The following is a 14,618-nucleotide window of genomic DNA, read 5'->3' on the forward strand; positions in this document are numbered from 1 at the left end:
CGGCGCCGTCCGCTCCGATTCGTTGCCGCCGCGGGCGTGACCCCCGCGACGGATCGCCCGTTGAACCTTCGAGCCGGGACCCGCCCGGCCCACCTGATCAAGTCCGAGGAGCCACCCGTGCCGCGCATGCTCGACGTCAGCGAGGACGTACGCGCCGAGATCGGCGACGAAGAAGCCGACCGGCTGCTCGCCGGCCTGAACGCCCCGGGCAGCTACGACTGCACCTCCTGCCGCACCCCGGGCGACTCCGAGCAGGAGCGGACCAGCACCGTGCTGTTCGTCGGCGACGAGACCGCCGTGCTCGCCTTCGCCCACGCCACCTGCATCCCCTCCCAGGTCGTGCAGGTCACGGAGGACCAGCTCCAGGGCGCCGTCCGCTCCATCACCGGCGAGGAGCCGCCGGTCCCGGGCGCCGCCCCCCAGCAGGCCGTGCTCGGGGTCACCAGCGGTCTCATCCTCATCGACGGCGACGTGTACCCGGCCCTCGTCGTGGAGCCGACCGCGCCGATCGCCCGCCCGGGCACGGACGGCAGCGGCGGCGACGACTTCCTGCCCCTCCTGATCGAGCAGGGTTTCCTGCCCGTCACCGATGTGAACCAGCGCCCCGCCCCGCTGCCCGGCTGGTCGGTGCTGCTCGCCATGGGCCGGCTGCACGCGGTCCTCCAGCCCGGCACGGGCGGCGGCAACGCGGTCGCCTGGTGGCAGGCGCACCAGCCGCTCCAGGTCACCGAGGGCTGGCGGACGGCCGTCAACAAGACGCAGACGGTCCTGGTGTACGCCGCCCCGGTGGGCTCGATCGGCCAGCAGGCGCGCGAGGACCTGCTGCGCGACGCGCTGGAGAAGGCGGCGGCCGGCGGCCTCCTCGTCGCCGCCGCGATGCCCCTCGCGGGCACCTGAGCCACCCCGGACCACGGGGGTGCCCGCCGACCGGCCCGGCGGGCACGGGGCGTACCCCGGGGCCGCTCTCCTGTCCCGGCGTACGTCCCCGCGCGCCTTGCCCCTGCGCGGTTCCCGCGCGCCCGCGGTGCGCTCGCGCGCTTCCCGTGCCGTCCCCCGGAAGAATGCAGCTCGCCGCAGCCCGCATCCGCGACGGGGCGGCGTCGTTGCAGGTACGTGCACTCATACGACCCCTCCCCCCAGCCGTTCCAGAGTCAGATCCCTTCCATGCGCCCCTCCCGCGACGGATCGCCCGGCCCCTCGGAGACGCCGATCTACGACGCGCTGTACTCCGAGTACCTCAGGGGGTTCCGCACGCTGCCGGGTGACCGCAGCGGGGAGGAGGACCTGGATTTCAAGGGGTTCGGGACGGGGATGCGCGGCGGCCGCGGCGGCTTCTTCAGCTACGGGGGCCACACGGGGCAGACCGGCGGTCAGGCGAACTCCGGCGGCCAGCAGCGCGATTGGCATCCGCACCAGACCGGCCGGCACGCCGCCCACCAGCCCGCGGCGCTGCCGCCGGCCCCCCGTAAGGGGCTCTGACCCGCACGGCGCGACACCGCTGCCCCCGGACCGTGTGCGCGGTCCGGGGGCAGCGGTGTCGACAGTCCCAGGCGCCTACTTCTTGCGGCCGCGCTTCTCCCGCACCCGGACCGAGATGTGGATCGGGGTGCCCTCGAAGCCGAACTCCTCGCGCAGCCGGCGCTCGACGAAGCGGCGGTAGCCGTGCTCGAGGAAGCCGGACGCGAACAGGACGAACCGCGGCGGCTTGGTACCGGCCTGCGTGCCGAACAGGATCCGCGGCTGCTTGCCGCCCCGGATCGGGTGCGGGTGCGCGGCGACGATCTCGCCGAGGAACGCGTTCAGCCGGCCGGTCGGGATGCGGGTCTCCCAGCCCTCGATGGCCGTCTCGATCGCCGGGACCAGCCGCTCCATGTGGCGGCCGGTGGTAGCGGAGACATTGACCCGGGGCGCCCAGGCGACCTGCTGCATCTCGGTCTCGATCTCGCGCTCGAGGTAGTAGCGGCGCTCCTCGTCGAGGGTGTCCCACTTGTTGTAGGCGACGACGATCGCGCGGCCGGCCTCGACGGCCATCGTGACGATGCGCTGGTCCTGGACGCTGATGCTCTCGCTCGCGTCGATCAGGATGACCGCGACCTCCGCCTTCTCGACGGCGGCGGCCGTGCGCAGCGAGGCGTAGTAGTCGGCGCCCTGCTGGAGGTGGACGCGCTTGCGGATACCGGCGGTGTCGACGAACTTCCAGGTCACGCCGCCCAGTTGGATCAGCTCGTCGACCGGGTCACGGGTGGTGCCCGCGAGCTCGTTGACGACGACGCGGTCCTCGCGGGCGACCTTGTTGAGCAGCGAGGACTTGCCGACGTTCGGGCGGCCGATCAGCGCGATGCGGCGAGGGCCGCCGACCGCGGTGCCGAAGGTCTGCGCGGGCGCCTCCGGCAGGGCCTCCAGGACGGCGTCGAGCATGTCGCCCGTGCCGCGGCCGTGCAGCGAGGAGACCGGGTGCGGCTGGCCGAGGCCGAGCGACCACAGGGCCGTCGCGTCGGCCTCGCCGCTCGGTCCGTCGACCTTGTTGGCGCAGAGCACGACGGGCTTGCCCGCCCGGCGCAGCAGCTTGACGACGGCCTCGTCGGTGTCGGTCGCGCCGACCGTGGAGTCGACGACGAAGACCACCGCGTCGGCGGCCTCGATGGCGTACTCGGCCTGGGCGGCGACGGACGCGTCGATGCCGAGGACGTCCTGCTCCCAGCCGCCGGTGTCGACGAGCTTGAAGCGGCGGCCGGCCCACTCCGCCTCGTAGGTGACACGGTCGCGGGTGACGCCCGGCTTGTCCTCCACGACCGCCTCGCGGCGGCCGATGATGCGGTTCACCAGGGTCGACTTGCCGACGTTCGGGCGGCCGACGACGGCGAGGACGGGCAGCGGTCCGTGCCCGGCCTCCTCGATCGCGCCTTCGACGTCCTCGACGTCGAAGCCCTCTTCCGCGGCGAGCTCCATGAACTCCGCGTACTCGGCGTCGCCGAGTGCTCCGTGGTCGTGCTGGTCGTTCATGAAGTCCGTTCCTCGTTCGTCACTGGGCCGCGTCGGCGGCCCATTACTCAAGTCTGGCTCAGCGCCCGGTCAGGCGCTTCGCGTTCTCCAGGTGGGCGGTCAGCCGCTCCTGGATGCGCACGGTCGCCTCGTCGAGCGCCTTGCGCGTACGGCGCCCGCTGCGGTCGCCGGCTTCGAAGGCTTCACCGAAGACCACGTCGACGCGGCTGCGCAGCGGCGGCAGTGCCTTGATCAGCCGGCCGCGCCGCTCGGTGCCGCCCAGCACCGCGACCGGGACGATCGGGGCGCCGCCGCGCACCGCGAAGTACGCCAGTCCGGCGCGCAGCGACGCGAAGTCGCCCTCGCCCCGGGTGCCCTCGGGGAAGATCCCGAGGACTCCGCCGTTCTCCAGCACACCGAGCGCGTCCGTGATGGCGGTGCGGTCGACGGTCGTACGGTCCACCTTGACCTGTCCGATCCCGGTCAGGAACGGGTCGAGGGGGCCGACGAACGCCTCCTTCTTGATCAGGAAGTGCACGGGCCGGGGCGCTGTACCCATCAGCATCGGCCCGTCGATGTTGTGCGCGTGGTTCACCGCGAGGATGACCGGACCCGCGGCCGGGACCCGCCACGCGCCGAGGACGCGCGGCCTCCACAGCCCGTACATCAGCCCGATCCCGATGCCCCGCCCGACGGCCGCGCCCTTTTTCGAGGGTACGGTCACCGGGCGCTCCGCTTCTCCTCCACCAGGGTCACGACGCATTCGATGACCTGCTGGAGCGTGAGGTCCGTGGTGTCGACCTCGACCGCGTCGGCCGCCTTGGCGAGCGGGGACGTCTTACGGCTGGAGTCGGCCGCGTCCCGCCTGATCAGTGCCTCGCGGGTGGCGGTGACGTCGGCGCCCTTGAGCTCGCCGCTGCGGCGGGCGGCCCTGGCCTCGGGCGACGCGGTGAGGAAGATCTTCAGGTCGGCGTCGGGCAGCACGGTCGTGCCGATGTCCCGGCCCTCGACGACGATGCCCTTCTCGGCCGCCCTGGCGATGGAGCGCTGCAGCTCGGTGATGCGGGTGCGGACCTCCGGGACGGCGCTGACCGCGCTGACCTTGGAGGTGACGTCCTGCTCACGGATCGGGCCGGAGGCGTCGAGGCCGTCGACCGTGATCGCCGGCGCCGACGGGTCGGTGCCGGACTCGATCACCGGCTTGCCGGCGGCGCTCGCGATCGCGTCCGGGTCCGACACGTCGATGCCGTTGGTGATCATCCACCAGGTGATCGCGCGGTACTGCGCGCCGGTGTCGAGATAGCTCAGCCCCAGCGCGGAGGCGACGGCCTTGGAGGTGCTCGACTTGCCCGTGCCGGAGGGGCCATCGATGGCGACGATCACGGAGTCCACGGTGTCGGACACCTTCCTGGTTCGCGGGATAAGGGCATGGCAGGGTGCCGGGTCGCCCACCACAAGGTTACCGAGTGCCGGGACCACTTCTGCACCCGTGCTCCCCGGCCCCCGCCCGCCTCGTCCGGCGGCGCCCTACTGCCGGATCGACCAGCCCCGTTCCCGCAGCGCCGCCGTGAGGAGCGGCGCCGCCGCGGGCTGGACCATCAGCTGCACCAGACCGGCCTGCTGGCCCGTGGCGTGCTCGATACGGACGTCCTCGATGTTGACGCCGGCGCGGCCGGTGTCGGCGAAGATCCGGGCCAGCTCGCCCGGCTCGTCGCTGATCAACACCGCGACGACCTCGTAGACGGTGGGCGCGGTGCCGTGCTTGCCCGGCACCCGTACCCGGCCGGCGTTGCCGCGGCGCAGGACGTCCTCGATGCCCTCGGCGCCGCCCTGGCGCTTGGACTCGTCGGAGGACTGCAGGGCGCGCAGCGCGCGGACCGTCTCGTCCAGGTCCGCCGCCACCCCGGCGAGCACGTCGGCCACCGGGCCGGGGTTCGCGGAGAGGATCTCCACCCACATCCGGGGGTCGGAGGCCGCGATACGGGTCACGTCGCGCACGCCCTGGCCGCAGAGCCGCACGGTGGTGTCGTCGGCGTCCTCCAGCCGCGCCGCGACCATGGAGGAGATCAGCTGCGGCGTGTGGGAGACGAGAGCGACGGCCTTGTCGTGGGCGTCCGCGTCCATCACGACGGGAACGGCCTTGCAGAGGGCGACCAGCTCCAGGGCGAGGTTGAGGACCTCGGTGTCGGTGTCCCGGGTGGGGGTCAGCACCCAGGGGCGGCCCTCGAAGAGGTCCGCGGTGCCCGCGAGGGGGCCGGAGCGCTCCTTGCCGGCCATCGGGTGCGTGCCGATGTAGGCGCTCATGTCGATACCGAGCGCTTCGATCTCGCGGCGCGGGCCGCCCTTGACACTGGCCACGTCGAGGTAGCCGCGGGCGACGCCGTCGCGCATGGCGCCGGCGAGCGTGGTGGCGACGTGCGCCGGGGGCACGGCGACGACGGCGAGGTCGACGCGGCCCTCCGGCCGCTCGTCGGTGCCCGCGCCGAGCGCGGCGGCGGTGCGGGCCCGTTCGGCGTCGTGGTCGGCCAGGTACACGGTCACCCCGCGTCCGGCGAGGGCCAGCGCGGCCGACGTGCCGATCAGCCCGGTTCCGATGACGAGCGCGGTTCTCACTGGGCGATGTCCTTGCGGAGGGCGGCCGCGGCGCCGAGGTAGACGTGGCAGATCTCCGCCTTGGAGAGATCTGACTCGACGTGCGCGAGTATCCGCACGACGCGCGGCATGGCGCCGGCGATGTCGAGTTCCTGCGCGCAGATGAGGGGGACGTCCACGATGCCGAGCTTGCGCACCGCGGCGGCCGGGAAGTCGCTGTGCAGGTCCGGGGTGGCCGTGAACCAGATACTGATCAGATCGTCGGCGACAAGGGCGTTGCGCTCCAGGACGGCGGTGAGCAGCGCGCTGACCTGCTCGTCCATGTGTGCGGCATCGTCCCGTTCCAGCTGGACGGCTCCGCGGACCGCTCGTACCGCCACGTCGTGCTCCTTCGTGTGTGCCTGCGCGAGTGCTTGTGTTTCAGCGTAGTCAGCGCAGGGCGCGACAGCGGTGGCGACCGCTCTGCGAGACGGCCGGGGCCGCTCGGTGCGCTACGACTGGGCACATGATCTTCCACGTCGTGCCCGCCGCCGAGTGGACGGCCGCCGCCGGGCGGGAGTACGCGCCGGCCTCCCTCGCCGCCGAGGGGTTCGTCCACTGCTCGGCCGACAAGCCGGCCGCCCTCGCCGTCGTCGACGCCCGCTTCCGGGAGGCGCCGGACGTGCTGGTGCTGGTGATCGACGAGGCGCGGCTCGGCGCCGAGGTCCGCTGGGAGGGCCCCGGCGGGGCGTTCCCGCATGTGTACGGGCCGGTCGAGCGTACGGCGGTGGAGGCCGTGCTGGCGGTCCACCGGGACGCCGACGGCCGTCCGCGGCAGCTCACCCCCTGGGGCTGACCGGCGGACATGCCGTGCCCGGTTCCTTCGTCTCCGCCCGTTCAGGGGCCACGATGCAGGGGCCCCGAGCGGGTCGGGGGTCACGAGCCTAGGAGAGTGCCATGGACACGGGTCGACGGACGGTCCTGGCCGCGGGTGCGGCCGGAGCGGCCGCTCTGGTGGCGGGCTGCGGGGACAGAGGCGGGGACGGTCCGGCGACGCCGCCGCCGACCGGGACCGGGACCGGGGAGGACGGTGCCAGCCCTTCCCCGGACGGCGAGGAGCTCGCGAGGACCGGGGACATCCCGGTCGGCGGCGGCAAGGTGTTCAAGGACCGGAAGATCGTGGTGACGCAGCCGGAGGCCGGGGACTTCAAGGCGTTCTCCGCGGTCTGCACGCATCAGGGCTGCACGGTCGCGAACGTCTCCGACGGGACGATCAACTGCCTCTGCCACGGCAGCAGGTTCCGGATCGCGGACGCCTCTGTGGAGAGCGGTCCGGCGACGAAGCCGCTGCCGGCGGAACCGATCACGGTCTCCGGGGACTCCATCCGCACCGGCTGACGCCGCAAGGCCCTCACGTAGCCTCTCGCGCATGATCCCCGAGAGACTCGTCCGCGACCACACGGTCTACTCCTGCGTCATGGGGTCGCGGGCCTTCGGGCTGGCAACCGACGGCAGCGACACCGACCGGCGCGGGGTGTTCCTCGCGCCGACGCCGCTGTTCTGGGGTTTCGAGAAGCCGCCCACGCATGTCGAGGGGCCCGCGCCGGAGCAGTTCTCCTGGGAGCTGGAACGCTTCCTGGAGCTGGCCCTGCGGGCCAACCCGAACGTCCTGGAGTGCCTGCACTCCCCCATCGTCGAGCACGTCGACGACACCGGCCGCGAACTCCTCGCCCTGCGCGACGCGTTCCTCTCCCGCCGGGCACACGAGACGTTCGTGCGGTACGCGACCGGCCAGCGCCGGAAGCTGGAGGCGGACGTGCGGCAGCACGGGGCGCCGCGCTGGAAGCACGCCATGCACCTGCTGAGGCTGCTGGGCAGCTGCCGTGACCTGCTGCGCACGGGCGAGCTGGTGATCGACGTGGGCGCGGACCGCGAACGGCTGCTGGCGGTCAAGCGGGGCGAGGTGCCGTGGGAGCGGGTGGAGTCCTGGATGACCCGCCTCGCCACCGAGTCCGACGCGGCGGCGTCCACCTCTCCCCTCCCACCCGCCCCCGACCACGCCCGCGTGGAGGACTTCTTGATCCGCACCCGCCGGTCATCGGCGGGCTGAGACCCGGCGCGCCGCTGGATCAAGCGTCCCAGAGCGCTCCCAGTGTCACGAGCTCCCCGCGGTACTCGATCCGGTCCGCCCAGGCGCGGGGCCAGGCCTTCGAGCCCAGGTGGGCGCCCGCGAAGGCGCCGGCCAGGCAGGCGATCGAGTCGGAGTCGCCCTTGGTGCATGCGGCCCGGCGCAGGGCGGTCAGGGGCTCCTCGGGGAACATCAGGAAGCACAGCAGGCCGGTGGCGAGGGCCTCCTCCGCGATCCAGCCCTCGCCGGTGGCCAGGCACGGGTCGAGCTCCGGCTCCGGCGAGCGCAGGGCCGCGGCGAGGCGTTCGAGGATCTGGAGGCACTCGTCCCAGCCGCGCGCGATGAACGCCTCGGGCGTCGCGTCGTGCGAGTAGGTCCAGAGGTCGCCGAGCCAGCGGTGCAGATAGCGGCCGCGGTTCTCGTACGCGTACGAACGCAGCTGGCCCACCAGCCCGGTCGGCTCCGCGCCCTGTGCGAGCAGGTACACGGCGCGGGCCGTGAGGTCGCTCGCCGCGAGGGCGGTCGGGTGGCCGTGTGTGAGGGCGGCCTGCAACTGGGCCGCGCCGGAGCGCTGTTCCTCGCTCAGGCCGGGCACGAGCCCGACGGGCGCGACGCGCATGTTGGCCCCGCAGCCCTTGGAGTCGATCTGGCTGGCCTGCTGCCAGGGCCGGTCGCTGTCGAGCTTCTCGCAGGCGACCAGGCAGGTGCGGCCGGGGGCCCTGTTGTTCTCCGGTGAGTGGTACCAGGCGACGAACTCCTCGCGCACCGGCCGGACCAGGCCGGCGGCGGCGAGCAGGCCGCGGGACATCGCGGTGCGGATGCCGCGCGCCAGCGCGAGCGTCATCTGGGTGTCGTCGGTGACGATCGCCGGCGTGGGCAGTTCCATCCGCCGCCACGGCCCGCACTTGGCGAGGATGGCCGGCACGTCGTTGAACTCGGTGGGGAGGCCGAGGGCGTCGCCCAGCGCGAGCCCGGTCAGCGCCCCGGTGGCGGCCTGCTTGGTGATGGTCCCGGTGCTCCTTGTGATGGTCATTTCTGCTGCCGTCCCTCCGGTCGCAGGAGTGGTGGGTGCAGGACGGAGGCGGCTCCGGCCCGGTAGAGCGCGGCCGGTTTGCCACGGCCGCCGGTACGGCGCGGTTCGCCCTCGACGGCCTCGACGAAGCCGGGGGTGGCGAGGACCTTGCGCCGGAAGTTGGGGCGGTCGAGTTCGACGCCCCAGACGGTCTCGTACACCTGCTGCAGCTCCCCGAGCGTGAACCGGGGCGGGCAGAAGGCGGTGGCGAGACAGGTGTACTCGAGTTTGGCGCCGATGCGCATCTGCGCGTCGGCGAGGATCAGCTCGTGGTCGAAGGCGAGCGGCGCGGCCGAGGTGAGCGGCGTCCAGCGGGCGTGCGCCGCGTCCCCGCCGCCGCGCGGCTCCGGCAGGTCCGGTACGAGCGCGGTGTACGCGACGGAGACGACGCGCATCCTCGGGTCGCGGTCCGGTGCGCTGTACGTCCGCAGCTGTTCCAGGTGGAGGTCGGCCGCGGTCCGCTCCGACAGTCCGGTCTCCTCCGCCAACTCGCGCCGGGCGGCCGTCTCCGCGGACTCCTTGGGCAGCAGGAATCCGCCGGGCAGCGCCCACGCGCCGCGGTAGGGCTCCTGCCCGCGTTCGACGAGCAGGACGTGCAGCCGGCTCTCCCTGATCGTGAAGACGGCCAGGTCGACGGTGACGGCGAACGGTTCGAAGGCGTACGGGTCGTAGCCCTCGGGGCGGGTGTCGCTCATCGTTTCTCCGGAAGTGGGGGCGCGAGGTCCCAGCCCTCGCCGATCAGTGCGTCCACGGCCGCCACGGCGGTGGCGAGCCGCTGTTCGTGCGGTCCGGTGAGCTCGACGGTGCGGCGGCCGGTGCGGGCCAGCTCCTGGCGGAAGCGTCCGGTCATCCAGGGCCGCAAATGCTCGCCGTCGCGCAGGCCGTCGTCCTCGAAGGCGACGCCCTCGTGGTCGGTCAGCAGCCACAGGTGCTGCCGGCGCGGCTCGGGGGCCGCCGGGTAGGGGCCGCCGAGGTAACGCTCGTGCCAGACGGTGGTGGCGAAGGCGTCGGTGTCGCAGAAGACGACCGGCGATCCCGCTCGCGCGGCCTGCTCCTCGAGCTCCGCCTGGCGGCGGGCGATCAGCGGGAACTCGTCGGACGTGAACGCGACCTCGTCCCAGCCGGCGCCGGGCCGCAGCCGCCGCAGTGCGGCCAGCTTGAGTTCGCTGAACTCCCGCCCGTACTCGGGCACGCAGCGGGTGCGCGCCCACACGCCGCCGCGCCGCCGGTAGTGCTCGGCGAGCGCCCACGCCATCGTGGTGGTGCCGGTGGACTCGGCGCCGAGGACGACCACCCGGCGGGCGAGCGCGGCCCGCACCGGCGGCTCCAGGAAGTCCCAGCAGCCGACGGGGTCCTTGCGCACGGCCGTCCCGGAGACCGGGAAGACCACCCGGTCGGGGTCGACGCAGACGGACTCGGCGCCGAAGCGGCGGCCGAGCTCCTCCCCGTACGCCTCCGAGGTGAAGACGGCGTCCACCCGCTCCGGGACGGCGGCGCGGAAGACGGCCATGTGCGCGTCCCACACACCGGGGTCGTTCACGTCCACCGCGATGTCGTCCATGGCGCCCACCACCCGTACGCCGGGGTGCACTTCGCGCATCCAGGCCACCCGGTCGGCGAGCGGGACCGACTCGACGGCCGCGGCGCACACGAGGACGGTGAGCCGCTCGCAGCGGTCGGCGGCGGTCCGTACGAGATGGTGGTGGCCGGCGTGCGGCGGATAGAACTTGCCGAGGACCAGGCCGTGTCCGTAGCGCCTCATACGGGCACCGCCTCGCGGCGGGCCGCCAGGTCGCGCGACCAGTTCAGCAGGCCGGCGACGCACAGCGCCATGAAGCCGATGTAGAGCAGGGACGTGAGATACAGCTCCTTGTGCGCGTACAGCGGTACGTAGACCACGTCGGCGGCGATCCACAGCCACCACGACTCCAGGCGCTTGCGGCACTGCCCGTATGTCGCCATCAGCGACAGGGCGGTCGTCAGCGCGTCCCAGAAGGGGACGGTGGAGTCGGTGGCGCGGTCGAGGAGGAGGGTGAGCGCGAGGGTCGCCACCACCCCCGCCGCGAGCAGCCAGGTCCATTCGGTGCGGGTGGTGCGTCGCACCGGCAGGACGGAAGAGCCTGGTCCACCCCCGTGGGTCCAGGTCCACCAGCCGTACGCGGCGAGGGTGATGAAGACGACCTGCAGGCCGGCGTCGGCGTACAGGCCCGCCTGGGTGAAGAGCAGGACGAAGAGGACGTTGTTGGCGATGCCGATCGGCCAGTTGGCGATGTGCTGGCGGGCGACGAGCCACACACAGAGCGCGCCGCTGCCGAAGCCGAGAAATTCGGTCCAGCTCACCGGGGTGTCGAGCACGGTGAACAACGGCTGCTGCAGCGGCCCGAGGATGTCGGTGAGACTCACGCCTGCTCCTTAATAGTCATAGTGACTATAAATCGTCAGCAGCGGTCACCACAAGGCGGTAGGACGACACAAGGGCCCGCGACCTGAGCAGGTCGCGGGCCCTCACTGTGCGTCTGTGCGGGTTTCTGCTGTTACGGGCTCTTACAGGCCGACTTCCTTCATCAGCATGCCGACCTCGGTGTTGGTCAGCCGGCGCAGCCAGCCGGACTTCTGGTCGCCGAGCGTGATCGGACCGAAGGCGGTCCGCACCAGCTTGTCGACCGGGAAGCCCGCCTCGGAGAGCATCCGGCGCACGATGTGCTTGCGGCCCTCGTGGAGGGTGACCTCGACGAGGTAGTTCTTGCCGGTGTTCTCCACGACACGGAAGTGGTCCGCGCGGGCGTAGCCGTCCTCGAGCTGGATGCCGTCCTTGAGGCGCTTGCCGAGTTCACGCGGCAGGGGGCCCTGGATGGCGGCCAGGTAGGTCTTCTTCACCCCGTACTTGGGGTGCGTGAGGCGGTGGGCCAGCTCACCGTGGTTGGTGAGCAGGATGATGCCCTCGGTCTCCGTGTCGAGCCGGCCGACGTGGAAGAGCCGGGTCTCACGGTTGTTGACGTAGTCACCGAGGCACTGGCGCCCGTCGGGGTCCTCCATGGTGGAGACGACGCCCGCGGGCTTGTTCAGCGCGAAGAAGAGGTGCGACTGGGTCGCGACGGTCAGACCGTCGACCTTGATCTCGTCCTTCTCCGGGTCGACGCGGAGGCCCTGCTCGATCACGACCTTGCCGTTGACCTCGACCCGGCCCGCGTCGATCAGCTCCTCGCAGGCCCGGCGCGAACCCATGCCGGCCCGGGCCAGCACCTTCTGGAGCCGCTCGCCCTCCTGGTCGCCGAAGGTCTTCGGGGTCTTGATCAGCGGCTTGTCCGCGTAACGCTCCCGGTTGCGCTCCTCGGAGCGCGCGTCGTACTCGCGCGAACGCGCGGGTGCGGTGCGACCGCCGCCGCGCTGCGGCGACTGCCTGGGGCCGCCCTTGGCGCCGCCGCGGGCCGCGCCGCCGCGTCCCTTCTTCGGCGCCTCCGGGGAGCCGGCCACATCGTAGCGGCGCTCCTCGGGACGCGGCTTGCCCGCGCGCTTCTGCTGGTCGTCGCGGCTGTTGCCGGCGCCGCGGTAGTTGCCGCGCCCGCCGCCACCGCTGCTGCCGCGGCCGCCGCTGTTGCCACCACGGCTCCCGCCGTTGTTTCCGCTGCTGTTCCTGCCGCTGCTGCTTCGCATCAAATTTCCGTCTTGTCGTCTGCGTCGTCACCATCCGGTGCATCCGGATCGAACGACGGAACCCCTTCCAGCGTCTCCGCCTCGATCGCGTCCGCCTCCGGTAGGAAGGGCGCGAGCTCCGGAAGCTCGTCCAGGCCACGCAGGCCCGTCCGCTCCAGGAAGTAGTTCGTCGTCCTGTACAGGATCGCACCTGTTTCAGGTTCCGTGCCCGCCTCCTCCACGAGACCCCGCTGGAGGAGCGTGCGCATCACGCCGTCGCAGTTCACTCCGCGCACCGCCGAGACCCGTGACCGGCTCACCGGCTGCCGGTACGCGACCACCGCGAGGGTCTCCAGCGCGGCCTGAGTGAGCCGCGCGTGCTGCCCGTCGAGCACGAAGCGCTCGACGACGGAGGCGTGCTCCGGGCGGCTGTAGAACCGCCAGCCGCCGGCCACGAGCCGCAGCTCGAAGCCGCGGCCCTGCACGGAGTACTCGTCCGCGAGCTCGCGCAGCGCGTCCGCGACGGCCCTGCGGGGCCGCTCCAGCACCTTGGCGAGATGCTCCTCGGTCGCGGGCTCGTCCACGATCATGAGCACTGCTTCGAGGGCGGGCTTGAGATCGCTCACGGCTTCTCCTCCACCACTTGATCGAACTCGTCCGTCACGGTCACCTCGGCCGCCTCCGCGGCCCAGACCACCGTCAGCTCCCCCAGGGCGTCCTCCTGGTCGAGCGCCACGGCCTTCTCCCGGTACAGCTCCAGCAGGGCGAGGAAACGGGCGACGACGGTCAGGGTGTCCGGGGCGCCCTCGGTCAGCTCCCGGAACGAGGCCCTGCCGCGCGCCTTGAGCATGGCGACGACCACCTCCGCCTGCTCGCGGACGCTCACCAGCGGCGCGTGGATGTGGTCCACGTACACCTGCGGCTTCGGGCGGGGCTGCATCGCCTTCACCGCGAGCTTGGCGAAGCCCTCCGCGCCGATGCCGATGACGACCTCCGGCAGCAGCTCGGCGAGGTGCGGCTCCAGCCCGACGGTACGGGGGAACCGCCGGGCCTCGTCGTCCAGCCTCCGGTCGAAGATCTCGGCGATCTGCTTGTACGCGCGGTACTGCAGCAGCCGCGCGAAGAGCAGGTCCCGCGCTTCGAGCAGCGCGAGATCCGCCTCGTCCTCCACCTCGGCTGCGGGCAGCAGCCGCGCGGCCTTGAGATCGAGCAGCGTCGCGGCGACGACGAGGAACTCGGTGGTCTGATCAAGATCCCAGTCGGGCCCCATGGCCCGGATATGGGCCATGAACTCGTCGGTGACCTTGGAGAGGGCGACCTCGGTGACGTCGAGCTTGTGCTTGGAGATGAGCTGCAGAAGCAGGTCGAACGGCCCCTCGAAGTTGACGAGCCTGACCCTGAAGCCGCCGTCGGCGGCACCCGCGTCCGCGCGGGGGGCGCGGGGGGCGCCGGGGGTGCCCGCGTTGTCGGGCGGCTCGGCGCCGGCCGGCGCGTGGGCCTCGGGCGCCGGGGCGCCGGGCGGCGCGGGGTCCGGAGCTCCGCCCTCGGCCGCGCCCGAGGCGTGCGTCTCCGGAACCGGGGCCGGGGCCCCACCGGGGCCGCTCCCGTCGTCGGACAGGGTGTCCGTCCCGGGGCCCCGGGGCTCGCCCCCGGCTTCGCGAAGGAGCGGGTTCGGGGAATCCGGGGCACCCGCCCCGACCGGCCCCCGGCCGCGCCCGTCGCCGTGCGAAGTCACCTCGGCCGACCCCGGCGCATTCGCGCCGCCACGCGGTGCGTGAGTCACCGACTCCGGGTCACCGGGCGGCGTGTGCCTCCCGAGCCCCGGGGCCTCGGCCCCACCGGGGCCGCGCCCGTCTTCGGGCAGCGCATGGGTGTCCCGCTCCGGGCCACCGGGCGGCGCGTGCGTCTCCGGAACCGGGGCCGGGGCCCCACCGGGGCCGCTCCCGTCGTCGGACAGGGTGTCCGTCCCGAGGCCCCGGGGCTCGCCCCCGGCTTCGCGAAGGGGCGGGATCGGGGAATCCCCCTCCGGCCCAGCCACCTCGACCGGCCCCAGCGCGCCCGCGTCGACGCCCGCCGCGGGCTCCGGGGCCTCACCCCCGGTTTCGGGAAGGGGCGGGACGGGGGGAACCGGCGGACGCGGGGTGCCCGGGCCCCGGCCCAAGGCGCGGCGGCGGGACCGGGGCGGCGGATCGGCGTTCGCGGGCATGTGGGTCCAGGAAGCGGGAGGAACGG

At 73.0% G+C, this 14,618-nt stretch carries 17 protein-coding genes; 5 read left to right on the forward strand and 12 right to left on the reverse strand.

Translation table 11 applies throughout. The features are described 5' to 3' along the window. Window positions 1–117: 117 nt before the first annotated feature. Entirely contained in the window at window positions 118–897 is a 780-nt protein-coding gene (locus tag ACWD01_RS30615) for a hypothetical protein (RefSeq protein WP_451166315.1), read from the forward strand. 267 nt (window positions 898–1,164) lie between these two features. Continuing rightward, window positions 1,165–1,479 carry a hypothetical protein gene (locus tag ACWD01_RS30620; RefSeq protein ID WP_451166316.1) on the forward strand — a complete coding sequence of 105 codons (315 nt, stop codon included), beginning with the start codon at window positions 1,165–1,167 and terminating at the stop codon, window positions 1,477–1,479. Between the two features lie 75 nt (window positions 1,480–1,554). Here the strand turns inward: ACWD01_RS30620 and der are convergent, their stop codons facing one another. The 5 genes from der to aroH form a co-directional block, all read right to left on the reverse strand. After that, window positions 1,555–3,003, reverse strand: coding sequence for a ribosome biogenesis GTPase Der (gene der / locus ACWD01_RS30625; RefSeq protein ID WP_451166318.1), 1,449 nt, complete (start codon window positions 3,001–3,003; stop codon window positions 1,555–1,557). 58 nt (window positions 3,004–3,061) lie between these two features. Then, window positions 3,062–3,745 carry a lysophospholipid acyltransferase family protein gene (locus ACWD01_RS30630; protein WP_451166320.1) on the reverse strand — a complete coding sequence of 228 codons (684 nt, stop codon included), beginning with the start codon at window positions 3,743–3,745 and terminating at the stop codon, window positions 3,062–3,064. Further along, window positions 3,703–4,374 (reverse strand): (d)CMP kinase, encoded by a 672-nt coding sequence (gene cmk, locus ACWD01_RS30635; RefSeq protein WP_451166322.1) that lies wholly within the window; start codon window positions 4,372–4,374, stop codon window positions 3,703–3,705. Before cmk ends, ACWD01_RS30630 begins: the two co-directional genes overlap by 43 nt. A gap of 135 nt (window positions 4,375–4,509) precedes the next feature. Further along, entirely contained in the window at window positions 4,510–5,595 is a 1,086-nt protein-coding gene (locus tag ACWD01_RS30640; protein WP_451166324.1) for a prephenate dehydrogenase, read from the reverse strand. Beyond that, window positions 5,592–5,954, reverse strand: coding sequence for a chorismate mutase (gene aroH, locus ACWD01_RS30645; protein WP_451166326.1), 363 nt, complete (start codon window positions 5,952–5,954; stop codon window positions 5,592–5,594). Before aroH ends, ACWD01_RS30640 begins: the two co-directional genes overlap by 4 nt. Before the next feature lie 125 nt (window positions 5,955–6,079). On the opposite strand from aroH, the gene ACWD01_RS30650 reads away from it, so the two are divergent. The 3 genes from ACWD01_RS30650 (at window position 6,080) to ACWD01_RS30660 (ending at window position 7,663) form a co-directional block, all read left to right on the forward strand. Beyond that, window positions 6,080–6,409 (forward strand): DUF952 domain-containing protein, encoded by a 330-nt coding sequence (locus ACWD01_RS30650; RefSeq protein WP_451166328.1) that lies wholly within the window; start codon window positions 6,080–6,082, stop codon window positions 6,407–6,409. 101 nt (window positions 6,410–6,510) lie between these two features. After that, a complete protein-coding gene (locus ACWD01_RS30655; protein WP_451166329.1) occupies window positions 6,511–6,951 on the forward strand; it encodes a Rieske (2Fe-2S) protein in 441 nt (146 codons plus the stop codon). 31 nt (window positions 6,952–6,982) lie between these two features. Next, window positions 6,983–7,663 (forward strand): nucleotidyltransferase domain-containing protein, encoded by a 681-nt coding sequence (locus tag ACWD01_RS30660; RefSeq protein ID WP_451166331.1) that lies wholly within the window; start codon window positions 6,983–6,985, stop codon window positions 7,661–7,663. A 19-nt stretch (window positions 7,664–7,682) separates the two neighbouring features. Here the strand turns inward: ACWD01_RS30660 and ACWD01_RS30665 are convergent, their stop codons facing one another. The 7 genes from ACWD01_RS30665 to ACWD01_RS30695 form a co-directional block, all read right to left on the reverse strand. Then, window positions 7,683–8,714, reverse strand: a complete 1,032-nt coding sequence (locus ACWD01_RS30665; RefSeq protein WP_451166332.1) for an ADP-ribosylglycohydrolase family protein — start codon at window positions 8,712–8,714, stop codon at window positions 7,683–7,685. Beyond that, complete coding sequence (locus ACWD01_RS30670) at window positions 8,711–9,448, reverse strand: NUDIX hydrolase (RefSeq protein ID WP_451166334.1); 738 nt, start codon at window positions 9,446–9,448, stop codon at window positions 8,711–8,713. Before ACWD01_RS30670 ends, ACWD01_RS30665 begins: the two co-directional genes overlap by 4 nt. Next, entirely contained in the window at window positions 9,445–10,515 is a 1,071-nt protein-coding gene (locus tag ACWD01_RS30675; protein ID WP_451166336.1) for an AAA family ATPase, read from the reverse strand. The genes ACWD01_RS30670 and ACWD01_RS30675 overlap by 4 nt, the downstream gene beginning before the upstream one ends. Then, complete coding sequence (gene pnuC, locus ACWD01_RS30680) at window positions 10,512–11,156, reverse strand: nicotinamide riboside transporter PnuC (RefSeq protein WP_451166337.1); 645 nt, start codon at window positions 11,154–11,156, stop codon at window positions 10,512–10,514. The genes ACWD01_RS30675 and pnuC overlap by 4 nt, the downstream gene beginning before the upstream one ends. A 141-nt stretch (window positions 11,157–11,297) precedes the next feature. Further along, entirely contained in the window at window positions 11,298–12,407 is a 1,110-nt protein-coding gene (locus tag ACWD01_RS30685) for a pseudouridine synthase (protein ID WP_451166339.1), read from the reverse strand. Further along, window positions 12,407–13,078, reverse strand: coding sequence for an SMC-Scp complex subunit ScpB (gene scpB, locus ACWD01_RS30690; RefSeq protein WP_451166367.1), 672 nt, complete (start codon window positions 13,076–13,078; stop codon window positions 12,407–12,409). The genes ACWD01_RS30685 and scpB overlap by 1 nt, the downstream gene beginning before the upstream one ends. Then, window positions 13,009–14,592: a segregation/condensation protein A gene (locus ACWD01_RS30695; protein WP_451166341.1), complete on the reverse strand. Its 1,584-nt coding sequence runs from the start codon at window positions 14,590–14,592 to the stop codon at window positions 13,009–13,011. Before ACWD01_RS30695 ends, scpB begins: the two co-directional genes overlap by 70 nt. Between the last annotated feature and the right edge of the window lie 26 nt (window positions 14,593–14,618).

This window comes from Streptomyces sp. NPDC002835 (assembly GCF_053591995.1).